The organism is Variovorax sp. PvP013 (assembly GCF_050435945.1).
Lineage (GTDB): Bacteria > Pseudomonadota > Gammaproteobacteria > Burkholderiales > Burkholderiaceae_C > Variovorax.
Genome location: NZ_JBNDLF010000003.1, coordinates 250902 through 265436, shown reverse-complemented (window position 1 = coordinate 265436; position 14535 = coordinate 250902). Strand labels below are relative to the sequence as shown.

Here is a 14535-nt window from a genome sequence, read left to right as displayed (position 1 = left end):
TCGTACGTGTTCCGACCGAGGCGTGAGCGCGCGCGGGTCGTGACAATGCGGGGATGGCCATGAGAGACCAGATTGCCTTCGACAAGATCGACCTGCACCTCATCCGCGTGCTGCACACGGTGCTGACCGAGCGCAGCGTCTCGCGCGCGGCGCTGCGCCTGGGCATGCACCAGCCGGCGGTCTCCGCCGCGTTGAAGCGATTGCGCGAGCTCGCCGGCGATCCGCTGCTGGTGCGCTCGGGCGCCGGCATGGCGCCCACCGACGCGGCCCTGCGCATGATCGAGCCGGCCGCCAGCATCCTGCGCTCGGCCGAGGCGCTGTTCTCCGACGCCCGCGGCTTCGATCCGCAGACCGCCGAGCACGCCTTCCGCATCGCCGCGAGCGACTACCTCGACCCGCTGTTCCTGCCGCTGCTGGTGGCGCAGGTGAAGGCGCAGGCGCCGCGCTGCGCCATCGAGATCCAGGCGCTGTCCTCGGAGGCCGACTACCACGCCAAGCTGGCGATCGGCGAGGTCGACGTGGTGGTGGGCAACTGGCGCCAGCCGCCGGACGACCTGCACATGGCGCGCCTGTTCGAGGACGAGGTGGTGTCGCTCGTGGCCCAGGGCCATCCGGCGGTCCGGCGCGGTTGGAGCGTCGCGCAGTGGCTCGATTCCGAGCACGTCGCGCCGACGCCCACGCACCCCGGCGCGCGCGGCATCATCGACCAGATGCTCGACGCCCAGGGGCTGGAGCGCCGCATCGCCGCGCGCTGCGCGCACTTCGGGCTGATCCCGGACATGGTCGCCGCCAGCCTGCTGGTGCTGACCACCGGGCGCCAGTACTGCGAGCGCTTCGCGCAGCGGCTGCCGGTGCGCATCGTCGCCTGCCCGGTCGAGTTCCCGCGCCTCGTCTACTACCAGCTGTGGCACGAGCGCACGCACGCCTCGGCCGCGGCGCGCTGGCTGCGCGAGCGCGTCAAGGCGGTCGCCGCCTCGCTGCGACCGGGCGCCACCGACACCCCGCAGACCCCCATTCCAACAACGACGACAACGGCGCCGGTCACCCCGGCCGCGGCACAGGCATGAGCACCACCCCCCCCACCTCCACGACGTCCCCTCCGGCCGCGACCCGGCTGCAGCTCGCCCACATCACCAAGCGCTACCCCTCGGTGGTGGCCAACAGCGACGTCTCGCTGGTCGTGCGACCCGGCGAGACGCACGCCGTGCTGGGCGAGAACGGCGCGGGCAAGTCGACCCTGATGAAGATCATCTACGGCGCCGTCAAGCCCGACGAGGGCAGCGTCGCGTTCAACGGCCGCGCCGTGAACGTGCGCAACCCGCAGGAGGCCAGGGCGCTGGGCATCAGCATGGTGTTCCAGCACTTCAGCCTGTTCGACACCCTGACGGTGGCGGAGAACGTCTGGCTCGGCCTGGACAAGTCGCTCGCGCTGGCCGAGGTGGCGCGCCGCATCGACGCCAAGGCCGGCGAGTACGGCCTGGACATCGACCCCTCGCGCCCGGTGCACACGCTGTCGGTGGGCGAGATGCAGCGGGTGGAGATCATCCGCGCGCTGCTGACCGATCCGCAATTGCTGATCCTCGACGAGCCGACCTCGGTGCTGACGCCGCAGGCCGTCGCGCGGCTGTTCGTGGTGCTCAAGAAGCTGGCCTCGCAGGGCTGCAGCATCCTCTACATCAGCCACAAGCTCCACGAGATCCGCGAGCTGTGCACGGCCTGCACGGTGCTGCGCGGCGGCAAGGTCACGGGCGTGTGCAACCCGCAGCAGGAGAGCAACGAATCGCTCTCGCGCCTGATGATCGGCGCCGAGCCGCCGCCGCTGGTGCACCGGCCGTCGAGGACCGGCGCGGTGGCGCTGCGCGTGAAGGCGCTCTCGCTCCCGCGCGAGGACCAGTTCGGCGTCGACCTCGACGGCGTCTCGATGGAGGTGCGCGCGGGCGAGGTGGTGGGCATCGCGGGGGTGTCGGGCAACGGCCAGAAGGAGCTGCTCTACGCGCTCTCGGGCGAGGACACGCGCGCCGAGCCGGCCATGATCGAGGTCTTCGGCCAGCCGGCCGCGCGCCTGCGGCCCCGGGCCCGGCGCGCGCTGGGCGTGCACTTCGTGCCAGAGGAGCGGCTGGGCCGTGGCGCCGTGCCCTCGCTGGGTCTGGCGCACAACCTGCTGCTCACGCGCGGCGACGCCGTCGGCGCGGGGGGCTGGATCCGCACCGGTGCGCTCGCGGCGCAGGCCCGGGAGATCATCCGGCGCTTCAACGTCAAGGCCGGCGGGCCGGACTCGGCGGCGCGCTCGCTCTCGGGCGGCAACCTGCAGAAGTTCATCGTCGGGCGCGAGATCGACGCGCGACCGAAGCTCTTCATCGTCTCGCAGCCGACCTGGGGCGTGGACGTGGGCGCGGCGGCCCTGATCCGCAACGAGATCCTGGCATTGCGCGACGCCGGCTGCGCGGTGCTGGTGGTCAGCGAGGAGCTCGACGAACTGTTCGACCTCAGCGACCGGCTGCACGTCATCGCCAAGGGCCGGCTGTCGCCCTCGGTCGACCGCGCCGAGGCCACCGTGCCGCGCATCGGCGAATGGATGAGCGGGCTGTGGGACGCGCCCGCCGCCGGCGCCACGACGACGGCTGGCGCGGCCACGACCGCCCGGGAGGTGACCCATGCTTAAGCTCGAACCCCGCCCGCAGCTCTCGCGCTTCTGGAGCTACGCCTCGCCGCTGCTGGCGCTGCTGGTCACGGTGGCCATCGGCACGGCGCTGTTCGCGCTGCTGGGCAAGGACCCGGTCAAGGGCCTGCTGGTGTTCTTCTGGGAGCCGATCAAGAGCGGCTACGCGCTGGGCGAGCTGATGGTCAAGGCGACGCCGCTGCTGATCATCGCGCTGGGCCTGGCGGTGTGCTTCCGTTCCAACATCTGGAACATCGGCGCCGAGGGCCAGTTCGTCTGCGGCGCCATCGCGGCCGGCGGCGTGGCCCTGATGGCCGACAAGACCACCGGGCCGTGGATCGTCGTGGCGATCCTGCTCGCGGGCATCGCCGGGGGCATGGTGTGGGCCGGCATCGTCGCCTTCCTGCGCGACCGTTTCAACGCCAGCGAGATCCTGGTGAGCCTGATGCTGGTCTACGTGGCGACGTTGCTGCTGGGCTGGCTGGTCTACGGGCCGTGGAAGGACCCGCTGGGCTACAACTTCCCGCAGACCCGCACCTTCGACGCCGTGACGCAGATCCCGCGCCTGTTCAAGGGCTCGCGCGCGAGCATCGGCCTGCTGATCGCATTGGCCGGGGCGGCGGCGCTGTGGGTGTTCCTGTTCCGCACGCGCGCCGGCTTCGCGCAGCAGGTGGGCGGGCTGGCGCCGGCGGCGGCGCGCTACGCGGGCTTCTCGGCGCGGCGCGCGGTGTGGATCGCCTTGCTGACCTCGGGCGGCGCGGCGGGCCTGGCCGGCGGGCTCGAGGTCGCCGGGCCGATCGGCCAGCTCACGCCCTACGTGCCGGCGGGCTACGGCTTCGCGGCCATCATCGTGGCCTTCGTCGGGCGGCTGCATCCGGTGGGCATGATCTTCTCGGCCCTGCTGATGAGCATGTTCTACATCGGCGGCGAACTGGCGCAGTCGCGCCTGGGGCTGCCCAAGTCGCTGACCGGCGTGTTCCAGGGACTGCTGCTGTTCTCGCTGCTGGCCTGCGACACGCTGATCGCCTACCGCGTGCGGCGCAAGGCACCGGCCGCAACCGCCCGCCCCGCCGAGGGCACCGCCTCGCTGCAGGCCGCCACGCCGCTCGTGGCGCCCGTCGCCGCCGGCACCGCGATCGCCACCGCCACCGCCACCCAAGGAACCGTCTGATGGACAGCTACGCACTCCTCCTGGGCTCGTCCCTGGCCGCCGGCACCGTGCTCGCCATCGCGGCATTGGGCCTCCTGATCAACGAGAAGGCCGGCATCGTCAACCTCGGCGCCGAGGGGATGATGCTGTGCGCGGCCATCGCCGGCTTCGCCACGGTGTCGGTCACGCACAGCCCGTGGCTGGGCTTCGCGGCCGGCATGGCCGCCGGCGCGGTGCTGGCGGCGATCTTCGGCGTGCTGGTGATCTGGCTCAACACCAACCAGTACGCGACCGGGCTGGCATTGAGCCTGTTCGGCGTCGGCTTCTCGGCCTTCGTGGGCATCAACTTCGTGCAGGCCAAGCTGCCCGCGAGCGTGTCGTACGCGCTGCCGGTGCTCGGCGACATCCCGCTGGTCGGCCCGGCGCTGTTCCGGCACCACCCGATGGTCTACGGCGCGGTGGCGCTCACCCTCGGCCTGATCTGGTTCCTCTACCGCACGCGCGCCGGGCTGGTGCTGCGCTCGGTGGGCGAGTCGCCGGAGTCCTCGCACGCGCTGGGCTATCCGGTGCGGCGCATCCGCTTCATGGCGGTGGTCGCGGGCGGGGCGCTGTGCGGGCTCTCCGGCGCCTACCTCTCGACGGTCTACACGCCGCTGTGGGTCGAGGGCATGACCGCCGGGCGCGGCTGGATCGCGCTGGCGCTGACCACCTTCGCCACCTGGCGGCCGGTGCGGGTGCTGCTCGGGGCCTACCTGTTCGGCGGAGTGTCGATGCTGGGCTTCCACCTGCAGAGCACCGGCGTCGACGTGCCCAGCCAGTTCCTGAGCATGCTGCAGTACATTGCCCCGATCGTGGTGCTGGCCCTGATCTCGCGCAACCCGGCGTTCATCCGCATCAACATGCCCGCGTCGATCGGCAAGCCGTTCCACCCGGGGGCCTGAACCGCGTGCCCGCCCTCCGTTTTTCCAGCAACCCGTCTCCCGAGGACCCTCCGCCCATGACCGAACTCAACAAGCGCTCCCTGCTCAAGCTCGCCGCCTTCTCGGCCGTCGCCTCCGCCGCCCTGGTGGGCTGCGGCAAGAAGGAGGACGCGCCGGCCGCCGTCGTGCCCGCGACCCCGGCATCGACCGCCGCTGCGCCGGCCGCCGCGCCGGCCGCGCCGCTCAACATCGCCTTCGCCTACGTCGGCCCGGTGGGCGACGGCGGCTGGTCCTATGCGCACGACAACGCCCGCAAGGCGCTGGAGAAGGAGTTCGGCGACCGCATCAAGACCAGCTTCGTCGAGAGCGTGCCCGAGTCGGCCGACGCCGAGCGCGTGTTCCGCGACCTCGTCGGCCAGGGCAACAAGCTGATCTTCGGCACCACCTTCGGCTACATGGAGCCGATCCTGAAGGTCGCCAACGACAGCAAGGACGTGAAGTTCGAGCACGCCACCGGCTACAAGACGGCCGAGAACCTGCGCACCTACGACAGCCGCACCTACGAGGGCGCCTACCTCGCGGGCATCATCGCCGGCGGCATGACCAAGTCGAACACGCTGGGCGTGGTCGGCTCGGTGCCGATCCCCGAGGTGCTGCGCAACATCAACAGCTTCACGATGGGCGCGCAGTCGGTGAACCCGAAGATCACGACCAAGGTCGTGTGGGTCAACGAGTGGTTCAGCCCGCCCAAGGAGACCGAGGCCGCCACGGCGCTCATCAACGGCGGCGCCGACGTGCTGTTCCAGAACACCGACTCGCCCGCCGTGCTCAAGACGGCGCAGGAAAAGGGCAAGCGCGCCTTCGGCTGGGATTCCGACATGACCGCCTACGGCCCCAAGGCCCACTTGGCCTCGGCCGTCATCAACTGGGGCCCGTACTACATCAAGACGACGCAGGACGCGCTCGACGGCAAGTGGGCGACCGGGCGTAGCTGGTGGGGCGTGAAGGAGGGCGCGATCGACATCGTCTCGATCGCCGAGGACGTGCCCGCCGAGATCAAGACCAAGGTCGAGACCGTCAAGGCCGGCCTGAAGGACGGCAGCTTCTCGATCTGGAAGGGCCCGATCGTCGGCCAGGACGGCAAGGAACTGGTCGCCAAGGACACGGTCGCGGACGACGCGTTCCTCTCGGGCGTGGGCTTCTACGTCAAGGGCGTCGAGGGCAAGGTCCCCGGGAAGTAAGTTCGCCCCCAGGCTTGCTCACTGCGTGTGGCAGCGCCAACCCCCGTCCGGGGGCGACACCGGCGGCCCGGCGGAGCCGGTTCCGCGGTGTCTCTGGGATGGGGCGGGACGGCTTGCTCGCTCGCGTCGCGGCGCTGGCGCGGTGTGACGTCGAGGGAGGGCGCTACGCCTTCGGCCCCAGCCGGTCGATCAGCACTTCGCTCGCCATGTTCAAGCCGATGACCTCGACGGGGCTGCCGTGCTTCTTCAGGCGCTCGACGACCTTGTCGAGGGCGGCGACGGCGGTGACGTCCCAGAAGTGGGCCTGGGACAGGTCGATGCGCACCGGGCGGCCCTCGGTGTCGCGGGTGTCGAAGGCGTCGACGAACAGGTCGGCCGAGGCGAAGAAGACCTGACCGCGCACGCGGTAGGTGCGCGCGCCGAGGACGGCGCCGGGCAGGGCGCCGAGGTCGGTGGTGTCGCGGTCGACGGCCGCCGCCATGTCGACGGTGACGTCGTCGTGCACGGCGACGTCGAGCAGCTGCGCCACCTTGAAGGTGAAGAACACCCCGCTGAGCATCACCCCCACGGCCACGCCGGCGGCGAGGTTGTCGGTGGCGACCGTGACGGCCACCGTCGCCACCATCACGACGCTGGACATGCGCGGATGGCGCACCACGCCGCGCAGCGATCCCCAGTCGAAGGTGGAGGCCGACACCATCACCATGATCGCCACCAGCGCCGCCACCGGCACCTGCGACACCCAGGGCTTGAGCATCACCATCAGGATCAGCAGGAACACGCCGGCGAACAGCGTGGAGAGCCGCCCGCGTCCGCCGTAGCGCACGTTGCTCACGGTCTGGCCGATCATCCCGCAGCCGGCGATGCCGCCGAAGAAGCTCGCCGCCACGTTGGCCAGGCCCAGGCCCGTGCACTCGCGGTTCTTGTCGCTGGGGGTGTCGGTGAGCTCGTCGACCACGCTGGCGGTCATCATCGACTCGAGCAGGCCGACCATCGCGATGGCCAGCGCCGGCAGGGCGATCAGGCGCAGCGTCTCCAGCGTGAAGGGGACGTCGAGCCACGCGAAGACCGGCATCGCGTCGGGCAGCCGGCCGAGGTCGGCCACCGTCTTCACCGGCAGCCCCAGCCACGACGCGACGACCGTCAGCACCACGATGCACACCAGCGGCGAAGGCACCACGGTCGTCAGGCGCGGCAGCAGGTAGATGATCGCCAGGCCGGCGGCCAGCACGGCCCAGGTCGCGCCGTTGGCGTTCACGAGGTGCGGCAACTGCGCCGAGAAGATCAGGATCGCCAGCGCGTTGACGAAGCCGGTGCGCACCGAGCTGGAGACGAAGCGCATCAGCGCCCCCAGCCGCAGCAGCCCGAAGGCGACCTGCACCAGCCCGGCGAGCACGCCCGCCGCCAGCAGGTAGCGCACCCCGTGCGCCTGCACCAGCGGCGCCGCCACCAGCGCCACCGAGCCGGCGGCCGCCGAGATCATGGCCGGCCGCCCGCCGGTGAAGGCGATCACGATGCCGATGACGAAGGAGGCGAACAGGCCCACGGCCGGATCGACGCCGGCGACGAAGGAGAAGGCGATGACTTCGGGGATGAGGGCGAAGGTGGCGACGGCACCGGCCATCAGTTCGCGCGGGACGGTGGTGGGGCACCACTGGGCGCGCAGGCGGGAAGAATGCATCCGCCGATGGTAGGCGAGCCCACCCCGCAAGCGCCGTGGCGGGGCCGGAGCATTTAGAGTGCGTGCATGACCCGCCCCGCCTTCGACACCATCCCCCCCGACCGCCTGCCCGACCTCCTGCGCGCTATGCCCAAGGCCGAGCTGCACATGCACATCGAGGGTTCGCTCGAACCCGAGCTGATCTTCGCGCTCGCCCGACGCAACGGCGTCGCGCTGCCCTACGCCGACGTCGAGGCCCTGCGCCGCGCCTACGCCTTCACCGACCTGCAGAGCTTCCTCGACATCTACTACGCCGGCGCCAGCGTGCTGCTGACCGAGCAGGACTTCCACGACATGGCGTGGGCCTACCTGGAACGCGCCGCCGCCGACCACGTCGTGCACACCGAGATGTTCTTCGACCCGCAGACCCACACCGCGCGCGGCGTGCCGATGCGCACCGTGATCGACGGCCTGCACCGCGCCTGCGTCGAGGCGCGCGAGACCCTGGGCGTAAGCGCCTCGCTGATCCTGTGCTTCCTGCGCCACCTGAGCGAGGAGGACGCCTTCGCCACGCTGGAGGCCGCATTGCCGTTGCGGGACCGCTTCATCGGCGTCGGCCTCGATTCGAGCGAGGTCGGCCATCCGCCGGAGAAGTTCGCCCGCGTCTTCGCGCGTTGCCGCGAGCTGGGCCTGCACCTGGTGGCGCACGCGGGCGAGGAGGGTCCGCCGGCGTACGTGTGGAGCGCGCTCGACGTGCTGAAGGTCGAGCGCATCGACCACGGCGTGCAGAGCCCCAAGGACCCCGAGCTGATGCGCCGCCTGGCGCGCGACCGCATCCCGCTGACCGTGTGCCCGCTGTCGAACCTGAAGCTGTGCGTGTTCCCCGACCTGGCCGCGCACAACCTGCGCGAGCTGCTCGACGCCGGCCTCGTCGCCACGGTGAATTCGGACGACCCGGCCTATTTCGGCGGCTACATGAACGACAACTTCCTGCAGACCTTCGCCGCCACGGGACTGACGGCCCGGCATGCCTGGCAGCTGGCGGCCAACAGCTTCGAGGGCAGCTTCATCGGCGCGGACGAGAAGGCCGGCTACCTGCGGCGCCTGGACGACTGCTTCGCCCGCTTCGCGGTCGCGGCCTGAGCATCACGCCCTCATGCGCGGCCCGCTCGTCCTCGCCCTGCTGCTGGCCCTGGGCGCCGCGTCGGGCGCGCAGGTGGTGCGCTGCCGCGACGCCGCCGGCCGGGTCAGCTACAACGACACCGGCTGCAAGGCCGGCGACCAGCGCGTCGACCTCGGTCTCGATGCCGGCGCCTATACCGAGCGCGGCGAGGCCGGCGCCGCGGGCTCCGACCGGCTGCAGCAGCAGCTCGACGGCGTCGAGCGTGCGCGCCGGCTGCAGCGCGAGACGGTCGATGCGGTGACGCGGTCCGAGCGGGCCGCGGTCGGCGTCGCGAACGCCCGGCTCCAGCAGGAGCAGCAGGAGCAGCAGGCGCAGCAGAACCGGCGAGACGCCGAACTGCGGCGCCAGCGCGAGGCGGAGGCGGCACGCTGGAATCCGGGCTGGAGCCCCCAGGTCGGCGGCGCCTACGGCGTCCCCTATGGCGCTCCCTATGCCATCCCCTATGGCGCCGTGCCCTATCGCGGTCCGGCGCCGGCGCTGCCCGACATGCGCCCGCAACTGCGCGACTGCGGCATCGCGGGTTGCCAGGACACCCAGGGCAACCACTACGACCGCGCCGGCCGGCTCGACCGCTACGTGCGCCCCGACGGCCGCACCTGCCGGCCGGTGGGCACGACGGTCGTCTGCAACTGAGCGAAGCTCAGGCGGCGATCGAGTAGCCGCCGTCCACCGGGATCGCCGTGCCGGTGACGAAGTCCGACGCCGCGCTCGCCAGGAAGACCGCGATGCCGGCCAGGTCGCCCGGCTCGCCCCAGCGGCCGGCGGCGGTGCGCGCGGACACGCGTTCCTCCAGGCCGGCCACCTGGGCGCGGGCGCCGTCGGTGAGCTCGGTCCGGATCCAGCCCGGCAGCACCGCGTTGGCCTGGATGCCGTCGGCGGCCCAGGCCGCCGCCAGCGACTTGGTCAGCTGCACGATGCCGCCCTTGCTCGCGCCGTAGGCCGGCGCGTAGGGCGCGCCGAAGATCGACATCATCGAGCCGATGTTGATGATCTTGCCGCCGCCGGACGCCTTCAGCAGCGGATGGGCGGCGCGGCAGCAGAGGAAGGCGCTGGTGAGGTTGGTGTCCATCACCGCGTGCCACTCGTCGAGCGAGAGCCGGTCGACCGGCTTGCGCACGGTGGTGCCGGCGTTGTTGACCAGGATGTCGAGCCGCCCGGCGCGCTCGGCCAGGGCGTCGAACAGCGTCCGCACCGAGGCCTCGTCGGTCACGTCCGCCGTCAGCGCGAAGGCGTCGCTGCCGGCCTCGGCGAGCGCCGCCACGGCCGCCGCCGACTTCTCCGCGTTGCGCGCGGCCACCACCACGCGGGCGCCGGCGCGCGCCAGCCCCAGCGCCATGCCCAGGCCGATGCCGCCGTTGCCGCCGGTCACTAGGGCCACGCGGCCGGTCAGGTCGAACGGGTCGATCGATGCGGTGTCGGCCATCACAGGATGCGGTTGAACCAGAACAGCGACAGCCCGGCCGAGAGCAGCGCCAGCAGCGCGGCGCCGAGCGCGAACAGGGCGGAGACCTCGGTCTCCTTCTTCTCGACCGTCAGGCGCGAGCTGAGCGTGTCGTAGACCTTCTTCAGGTCGGCCGCCGTGCCGGCGTAGAAGTAGTCGGCCTGGGTCTGGTTGGCGACGGCCTTGAGCGTGTCCTCGTCGAGCCGCACGCGCATCGACCAGCCCTCGAAGCCGATGGTCTCGCCGTCGACCGTGCCCACGCCGACGGTGTAGACGCGCACGCCGCGCTCGGCCGCCGCCTTGGCCGCGTCGAGCGGGTCGACGCCGGTGGTGCGCTGGCCGTCGGTCAGCATGATGATCGCGGCGGAGGTGTAGGAGCCCGGCGCCACCGGCACGAAGGCCTTGGGCGGCGCGCGGCCGGCCTGCTCGATCGGCACGCCGCGCGAGCGGCTCGGCGGCCCGAAGTTGGCGACGTCGATGCCCTGGTCGGGGAACAGCGTGGCGAGCGACACCACGATGGCGTTGCCCGTGGCGGTGGCGCGCTGCAGCTGGAAGCCGTCGATGGCGGTCATCAGGTCGTCGTGGTTGACGGTGGGCAACTGCGCCACCTGCGCGCTGCCTGCGAAGGCGACGATGCCCACCTTGACGGTGCGCGGCAGGTCCTTGATGAAGGCCTTGGCCGCTTCCTGCGCGGCCACCAGCCGGTTGGGCAGCACGTCGGTCGCGCGCATGCTGCCCGAGACGTCCATCGCCAGGATGATGGTCTGCTGGTTGGAGGGCAGCACCACCACCGCCATCGGGCGCGCGGCGGCGATCAGCATGGCGGCGATGGCCAGCAGGAACAGCACCGGCGGAACGTGGCGGCGCATGCTCTGGCCGGCGCCCATGGCCTCGCGCACCAGCGACAGGCTGGCATAGCGCAGGGCCAGCTTCTTCTTGCGGCGCAGCAGCGCGACGTAGAGCAGCAGCAGGACCGGCAGCAGGGCCAGCAGCCAGAGGAACTGGGGCCAGAGGAAATTCATGGCGTCTCCGCGTGCGTCATGCGGCCGAGGCCGTCTTCGTGAAGTTCGGATGGCCGCCGCCGCTCGCGCGCATGCGCTGCTTGCGCGCGTCGGCGAAGCGCAGGATGGCGGCGGCGAGGTCGTCGGCGGTCGAGAGTTCGAGCGTGTCCACGCGCGCCTTGGCCAGCGCCGCGCGCAGCGTCGCCTCGCGCTCGGCGGCGAGCTTGGCGAAACGCTTCCTGAAGCCCGGGTCGTGGGTGTCGACCCACAGCTGCTCGCCGGTCTCGGCGTCGCGCAGCGGCACCAGGCCGAGGTCAGGCAGGTCCAGCTCCAGCGGATCGAACAGCCGCACGGCGACCACCTCGTGGCGCAAGGCCAGCCGGCCGAGCGGCTGCTCCCAGCCGGGCTCGCTCAGGAAGTCGGAGACCACGAAGACGGTCGAGCGCCGCGGCATCAGGCCGGCGGCCGAGGCCAGCAGGTCCGACAGCCGCGTCATGCCCTTCTGCGTCGGCGCGGCCTCGGCGGCACGGCGCTCCATGGCGTGGAGCAGGTGCAGCACGTGGCGCCGCCCGGTGCGCGGCGGGATCACCGCTTCCAGGTCGTTGCCGTAGACCAGCGCGCCGACCCGGTTGCCGTGGCGCGTCAGCAGCCGCGCGAGCGCGCCGACGAAACCGATCGACACCTCGCGCTTGGCCTTGGTGCCCGAGCCGAAGTCCACCGACCGGCTCAGGTCGAGCACGAACCACGCGGTCATCTCGCGGTCCTCGGTGAACACGCGCACGTGCGGCGTCTCCAGCCGCGCCGTGACGTTCCAGTCGATGTGGCGCACGTCGTCGTGCGACTGGTACTCGCGCAGGTCCGCCAGGTCCAGCCCCGCCCCGCGCATCAGCGTGCGGTAGTTGCCCTGCAGCAGGCCGTCGAGCCGGCGGATGACGGTCCATTCGAGCCGCGCCAGCAGCCGTTCCGCGCCCCCGGCCCCGGCGTCGTTGGCCGCCGCGACCGGTTCCGGCGCCGCCTCCGGCGCGCGCGACCTGGAGCGCCACCACAGCTTCACGGACGAACTCCGGGGATGCCGCGGAACCGGCTTCGCCGGGCCGCTGGCATCGCCCCCTGCAAGGGGATTGGCGAAAGCGACCCGCCGTGCGCGAAGACTGGGGGTGAGCCTGTCTTTCGACACGCCGTGCGCGAAGACTGGGAGTGAGCCATGTTCACGCTGCCAGCTTCTCGTGTTCCAGCGGCTTCGGCGGCGCCGGCACGGCACGCATGATCCGCTCGATCAGCCCGTCCGAGCTCAGCCCTTCCGACAGACCCTCGTACGACAGCGTCACGCGGTGGCGCAGCACGTCGGGCACCAGCGCGGTCATGTCCTCGGGCAATGCGTAGCTGCGTCCGCGCAGCAGCGCCAGGGCGCGCGCACCCTCGGTCAGGTTGATGGTGGCGCGCGGGCTGGCGCCGAAGGTGATGAAGCGCTTCATGTCGCGCAGGCCGTGCTTCTCCGGGTTGCGCGTGGCCGACACCAGCTTCACCGCGTACTGGATCAGCGAGGGGTCGACGTACACGCGCCGCGCCTCGGCCTGCAGCGCGGCGAGCTGCTCGGTCGTCGCCACCGGGCTCGCCTGCACGGGAGGGCCGATCACGCGCTGCACGATGACGAACTCCTCCTCGTCGCTCGGATAGTCGACCATCACCTTCATCATGAAGCGGTCGACCTGCGCCTCGGGCAGCGGGTAGGTGCCCTCGGTCTCGATCGGGTTCTGCGTCGCCATCACCAGGAAGGGGCGCGGCACCCTGTGCGTCTCGCCGGCGATGGTCACCTGGCGTTCCTGCATCACCTCCAGCAGCGCGCTCTGCACCTTGGCCGGGGCACGGTTGATCTCGTCGGCCAGCAGCAGGTTGGCGAACACCGGGCCGAGCGAGGTCGTGAAGTCGCCGGTCTTCTGGTTGTAGATGCGCGTGCCCACCAGGTCCGAGGGCACCAGGTCGGGCGTGAACTGGATGCGCTTGAACCGGCCCTGGATGGTGTCGGCCAGCGTCTTGATGGTGAGCGTCTTGGCCAGCCCCGGCACGCCCTCGACCAGCAGATGGCCGCCCGCGAGGATGGCCACCATCACGCGCTCGAGGAAACGGTCCTGCCCGACCACCACGCGCTTGACCTCGTAGAGGATCTGCTCCATCAGCTCGGCGGTGGCGGGCGCGGTGGCGAAGGGCGATGTCTCTGGCGTGCTCATGCGGGGTGGTCCTGAAGAGTTGGGGAGGCGGATCAGAAGGGCGGCGAGCCGGCCGCGGAGGCCGCGTTCTCGATCGGCACCGCGAAGCCGATGCCGATGAAGGTGCGCTGCTGGGTCGGGTTGAGGATGGCCGTGACGATGCCCAGCACCTCGCCGTCCATGTTGACGAGCGGACCGCCCGAGTTGCCGGGATTGGCCGCGGCGTCGAACTGGATCAGGTTGCCCAGCTCCTGTTTGCCCTCGGGCGAGCGGAACGAGCGCCGCAGTCCCGACACCACGCCCGCCGACACCGACGGCCCGATGCCGAACGGGAAGCCCACCGCCGCCACCTGGTCGCCCGGCTGCAGGTCGGCCGTCGAACGCATGGTCGCGGCGATCAGGTCGTCGGGGATCTTCTGCGCCTGCAGCACCGCCAGGTCGTTCTCCGGCTGCGTGCCGGTGACGGTGGCGATCGATTCGAGGCCGTCGAAGAAGGTCACCTTAATCGTGTCAGCGCCGGCGACGACGTGCAGGTTGGTCAGGATGATGCCCTTGTCGACGATCACCACGCCGGTGCCGACGCCGCGTTCCTCAGGCTCGTCAGGCGCCGGGTCGGCCTCCGGGGGCTTGCCGCGCGCCAGGTTGCGGCCGCGCTTCTGGGTCTTGGCTTCCGGCGTGGCGCGCTCGGGGCCGTAGGCCACCACCCGCACGACCGCCGGCCGGACGATGGCGGCGGCGCGCGCGGCCGGCGAGGGCAGGGCGGTCGTCTGCAGGGTGCGCAGTACGGCCGCGTCGATGTCCTTCTGCGTCAGCACCTGCGGCGCCTGGCGCGGCCACAGCACCGCCGTGCCGACGGCCAGCGACAGGAACAGCACCATCAGCACCGCGAAGGAGCGCCGACCGGGTTGCCAGCCGAGGAAAGCTTGCCTGCGCATCGGCACCTCCAGCAAAAGTGACGTGTGACGGACGAGGGAACGCACCGTGGATGCGCTTCCGGTTAAGAAGAACACCTTAATCAGTGCATGAAGTAAATCACAGTAGCATGCTTCGTGCCCCCTTGCAGGCCTTCGGGC

13 protein-coding genes are annotated in these 14535 nt (G+C 71.4%); 7 read left to right on the top strand and 6 right to left on the bottom strand.

The features are described from left to right. The first annotated feature begins 59 nt into the window (after nucleotides 1-59). Genes ABID77_RS11615 through ABID77_RS11595 form a run of 5 tightly spaced genes read left to right on the top strand, consistent with a single transcriptional unit; the run spans nucleotide 60 to nucleotide 5970 of the window. Nucleotides 60-1067: a LysR family transcriptional regulator gene (locus tag ABID77_RS11615; RefSeq protein ID WP_429595461.1), complete on the top strand. Its 1008-nt coding sequence runs from the start codon at nucleotides 60-62 to the stop codon at nucleotides 1065-1067. Beyond that, on the top strand, nucleotides 1064-2662 hold the full coding sequence (locus ABID77_RS11610) for an ABC transporter ATP-binding protein (protein WP_429595458.1): 1599 nt from the start codon (nucleotides 1064-1066) through the stop codon (nucleotides 2660-2662). The genes ABID77_RS11615 and ABID77_RS11610 overlap by 4 nt, the downstream gene beginning before the upstream one ends. Next, nucleotides 2655-3830, top strand: coding sequence for an ABC transporter permease (locus ABID77_RS11605; protein WP_429595455.1), 1176 nt, complete (start codon nucleotides 2655-2657; stop codon nucleotides 3828-3830). The genes ABID77_RS11610 and ABID77_RS11605 overlap by 8 nt, the downstream gene beginning before the upstream one ends. Next, nucleotides 3830-4750, top strand: a complete 921-nt coding sequence (locus ABID77_RS11600; RefSeq protein WP_429595452.1) for an ABC transporter permease — start codon at nucleotides 3830-3832, stop codon at nucleotides 4748-4750. The genes ABID77_RS11605 and ABID77_RS11600 overlap by 1 nt, the downstream gene beginning before the upstream one ends. A 56-nt stretch (nucleotides 4751-4806) precedes the next feature. Beyond that, entirely contained in the window at nucleotides 4807-5970 is a 1164-nt protein-coding gene (locus ABID77_RS11595) for a BMP family ABC transporter substrate-binding protein (protein ID WP_429595449.1), read from the top strand. A gap of 163 nt (nucleotides 5971-6133) precedes the next feature. Here ABID77_RS11595 and ABID77_RS11590 read toward each other — a convergent pair whose 3' ends face one another. After that, nucleotides 6134-7651: a SulP family inorganic anion transporter gene (locus ABID77_RS11590; RefSeq protein WP_429595446.1), complete on the bottom strand. Its 1518-nt coding sequence runs from the start codon at nucleotides 7649-7651 to the stop codon at nucleotides 6134-6136. Nucleotides 7652-7717: 66 nt separating this feature from the next. On the opposite strand from ABID77_RS11590, the gene ABID77_RS11585 reads away from it, so the two are divergent. Together ABID77_RS11585 and ABID77_RS11580 are read left to right on the top strand one after the other, a co-directional pair. Next, the gene (locus tag ABID77_RS11585; RefSeq protein ID WP_429595443.1) at nucleotides 7718-8773 is read left to right on the top strand and encodes an adenosine deaminase; all 1056 of its coding nucleotides are present in this window, start codon (nucleotides 7718-7720) and stop codon (nucleotides 8771-8773) included. A gap of 13 nt (nucleotides 8774-8786) precedes the next feature. Beyond that, nucleotides 8787-9446 (top strand): DUF4124 domain-containing protein, encoded by a 660-nt coding sequence (locus ABID77_RS11580; protein WP_429595440.1) that lies wholly within the window; start codon nucleotides 8787-8789, stop codon nucleotides 9444-9446. Between the two features lie 7 nt (nucleotides 9447-9453). Here the strand turns inward: ABID77_RS11580 and ABID77_RS11575 are convergent, their stop codons facing one another. The 5 genes from ABID77_RS11575 to ABID77_RS11555 form a co-directional block, all read right to left on the bottom strand. Then, nucleotides 9454-10236 (bottom strand): SDR family NAD(P)-dependent oxidoreductase, encoded by a 783-nt coding sequence (locus ABID77_RS11575; protein ID WP_429595437.1) that lies wholly within the window; start codon nucleotides 10234-10236, stop codon nucleotides 9454-9456. Beyond that, the gene (locus ABID77_RS11570; protein WP_429595434.1) at nucleotides 10236-11276 is read right to left on the bottom strand and encodes a VWA domain-containing protein; all 1041 of its coding nucleotides are present in this window, start codon (nucleotides 11274-11276) and stop codon (nucleotides 10236-10238) included. The genes ABID77_RS11575 and ABID77_RS11570 overlap by 1 nt, the downstream gene beginning before the upstream one ends. Nucleotides 11277-11292: 16 nt before the next feature. After that, nucleotides 11293-12309, bottom strand: coding sequence for a DUF58 domain-containing protein (locus ABID77_RS11565; RefSeq protein ID WP_429595431.1), 1017 nt, complete (start codon nucleotides 12307-12309; stop codon nucleotides 11293-11295). A 154-nt stretch (nucleotides 12310-12463) separates the two neighbouring features. Beyond that, a complete protein-coding gene (locus ABID77_RS11560) occupies nucleotides 12464-13483 on the bottom strand; it encodes an AAA family ATPase (protein ID WP_429595428.1) in 1020 nt (339 codons plus the stop codon). A gap of 32 nt (nucleotides 13484-13515) precedes the next feature. Further along, on the bottom strand, nucleotides 13516-14397 hold the full coding sequence (locus ABID77_RS11555) for a S1C family serine protease (protein ID WP_429595424.1): 882 nt from the start codon (nucleotides 14395-14397) through the stop codon (nucleotides 13516-13518). Nucleotides 14398-14535 lie beyond the last annotated feature (138 nt).

Bases quoted from the DNA above. Each gene is read 5' to 3' on its own strand.
- ABID77_RS11605 (WP_429595455.1), top strand. From the start codon at position 2,655: ATGCTTAAGCTCGAACCCCGCCCGCAGCTCTCGCGCTTCTGGAGCTAC.
- ABID77_RS11570 (WP_429595434.1), bottom strand. From the start codon at position 11,276: ATGAATTTCCTCTGGCCCCAGTTCCTCTGGCTGCTGGCCCTGCTGCCG.
- ABID77_RS11615 (WP_429595461.1), top strand. From the start codon at position 60: ATGAGAGACCAGATTGCCTTCGACAAGATCGACCTGCACCTCATCCGC.
- ABID77_RS11610 (WP_429595458.1), top strand. From the start codon at position 1,064: ATGAGCACCACCCCCCCCACCTCCACGACGTCCCCTCCGGCCGCGACC.
- ABID77_RS11575 (WP_429595437.1), bottom strand. From the start codon at position 10,236: ATGGCCGACACCGCATCGATCGACCCGTTCGACCTGACCGGCCGCGTG.
- ABID77_RS11600 (WP_429595452.1), top strand. From the start codon at position 3,830: ATGGACAGCTACGCACTCCTCCTGGGCTCGTCCCTGGCCGCCGGCACC.
- ABID77_RS11560 (WP_429595428.1), bottom strand. From the start codon at position 13,483: ATGAGCACGCCAGAGACATCGCCCTTCGCCACCGCGCCCGCCACCGCC.
- ABID77_RS11595 (WP_429595449.1), top strand. From the start codon at position 4,807: ATGACCGAACTCAACAAGCGCTCCCTGCTCAAGCTCGCCGCCTTCTCG.
- ABID77_RS11555 (WP_429595424.1), bottom strand. From the start codon at position 14,397: ATGCGCAGGCAAGCTTTCCTCGGCTGGCAACCCGGTCGGCGCTCCTTC.
- ABID77_RS11590 (WP_429595446.1), bottom strand. From the start codon at position 7,651: ATGCATTCTTCCCGCCTGCGCGCCCAGTGGTGCCCCACCACCGTCCCG.
- ABID77_RS11580 (WP_429595440.1), top strand. From the start codon at position 8,787: ATGCGCGGCCCGCTCGTCCTCGCCCTGCTGCTGGCCCTGGGCGCCGCG.
- ABID77_RS11585 (WP_429595443.1), top strand. From the start codon at position 7,718: ATGACCCGCCCCGCCTTCGACACCATCCCCCCCGACCGCCTGCCCGAC.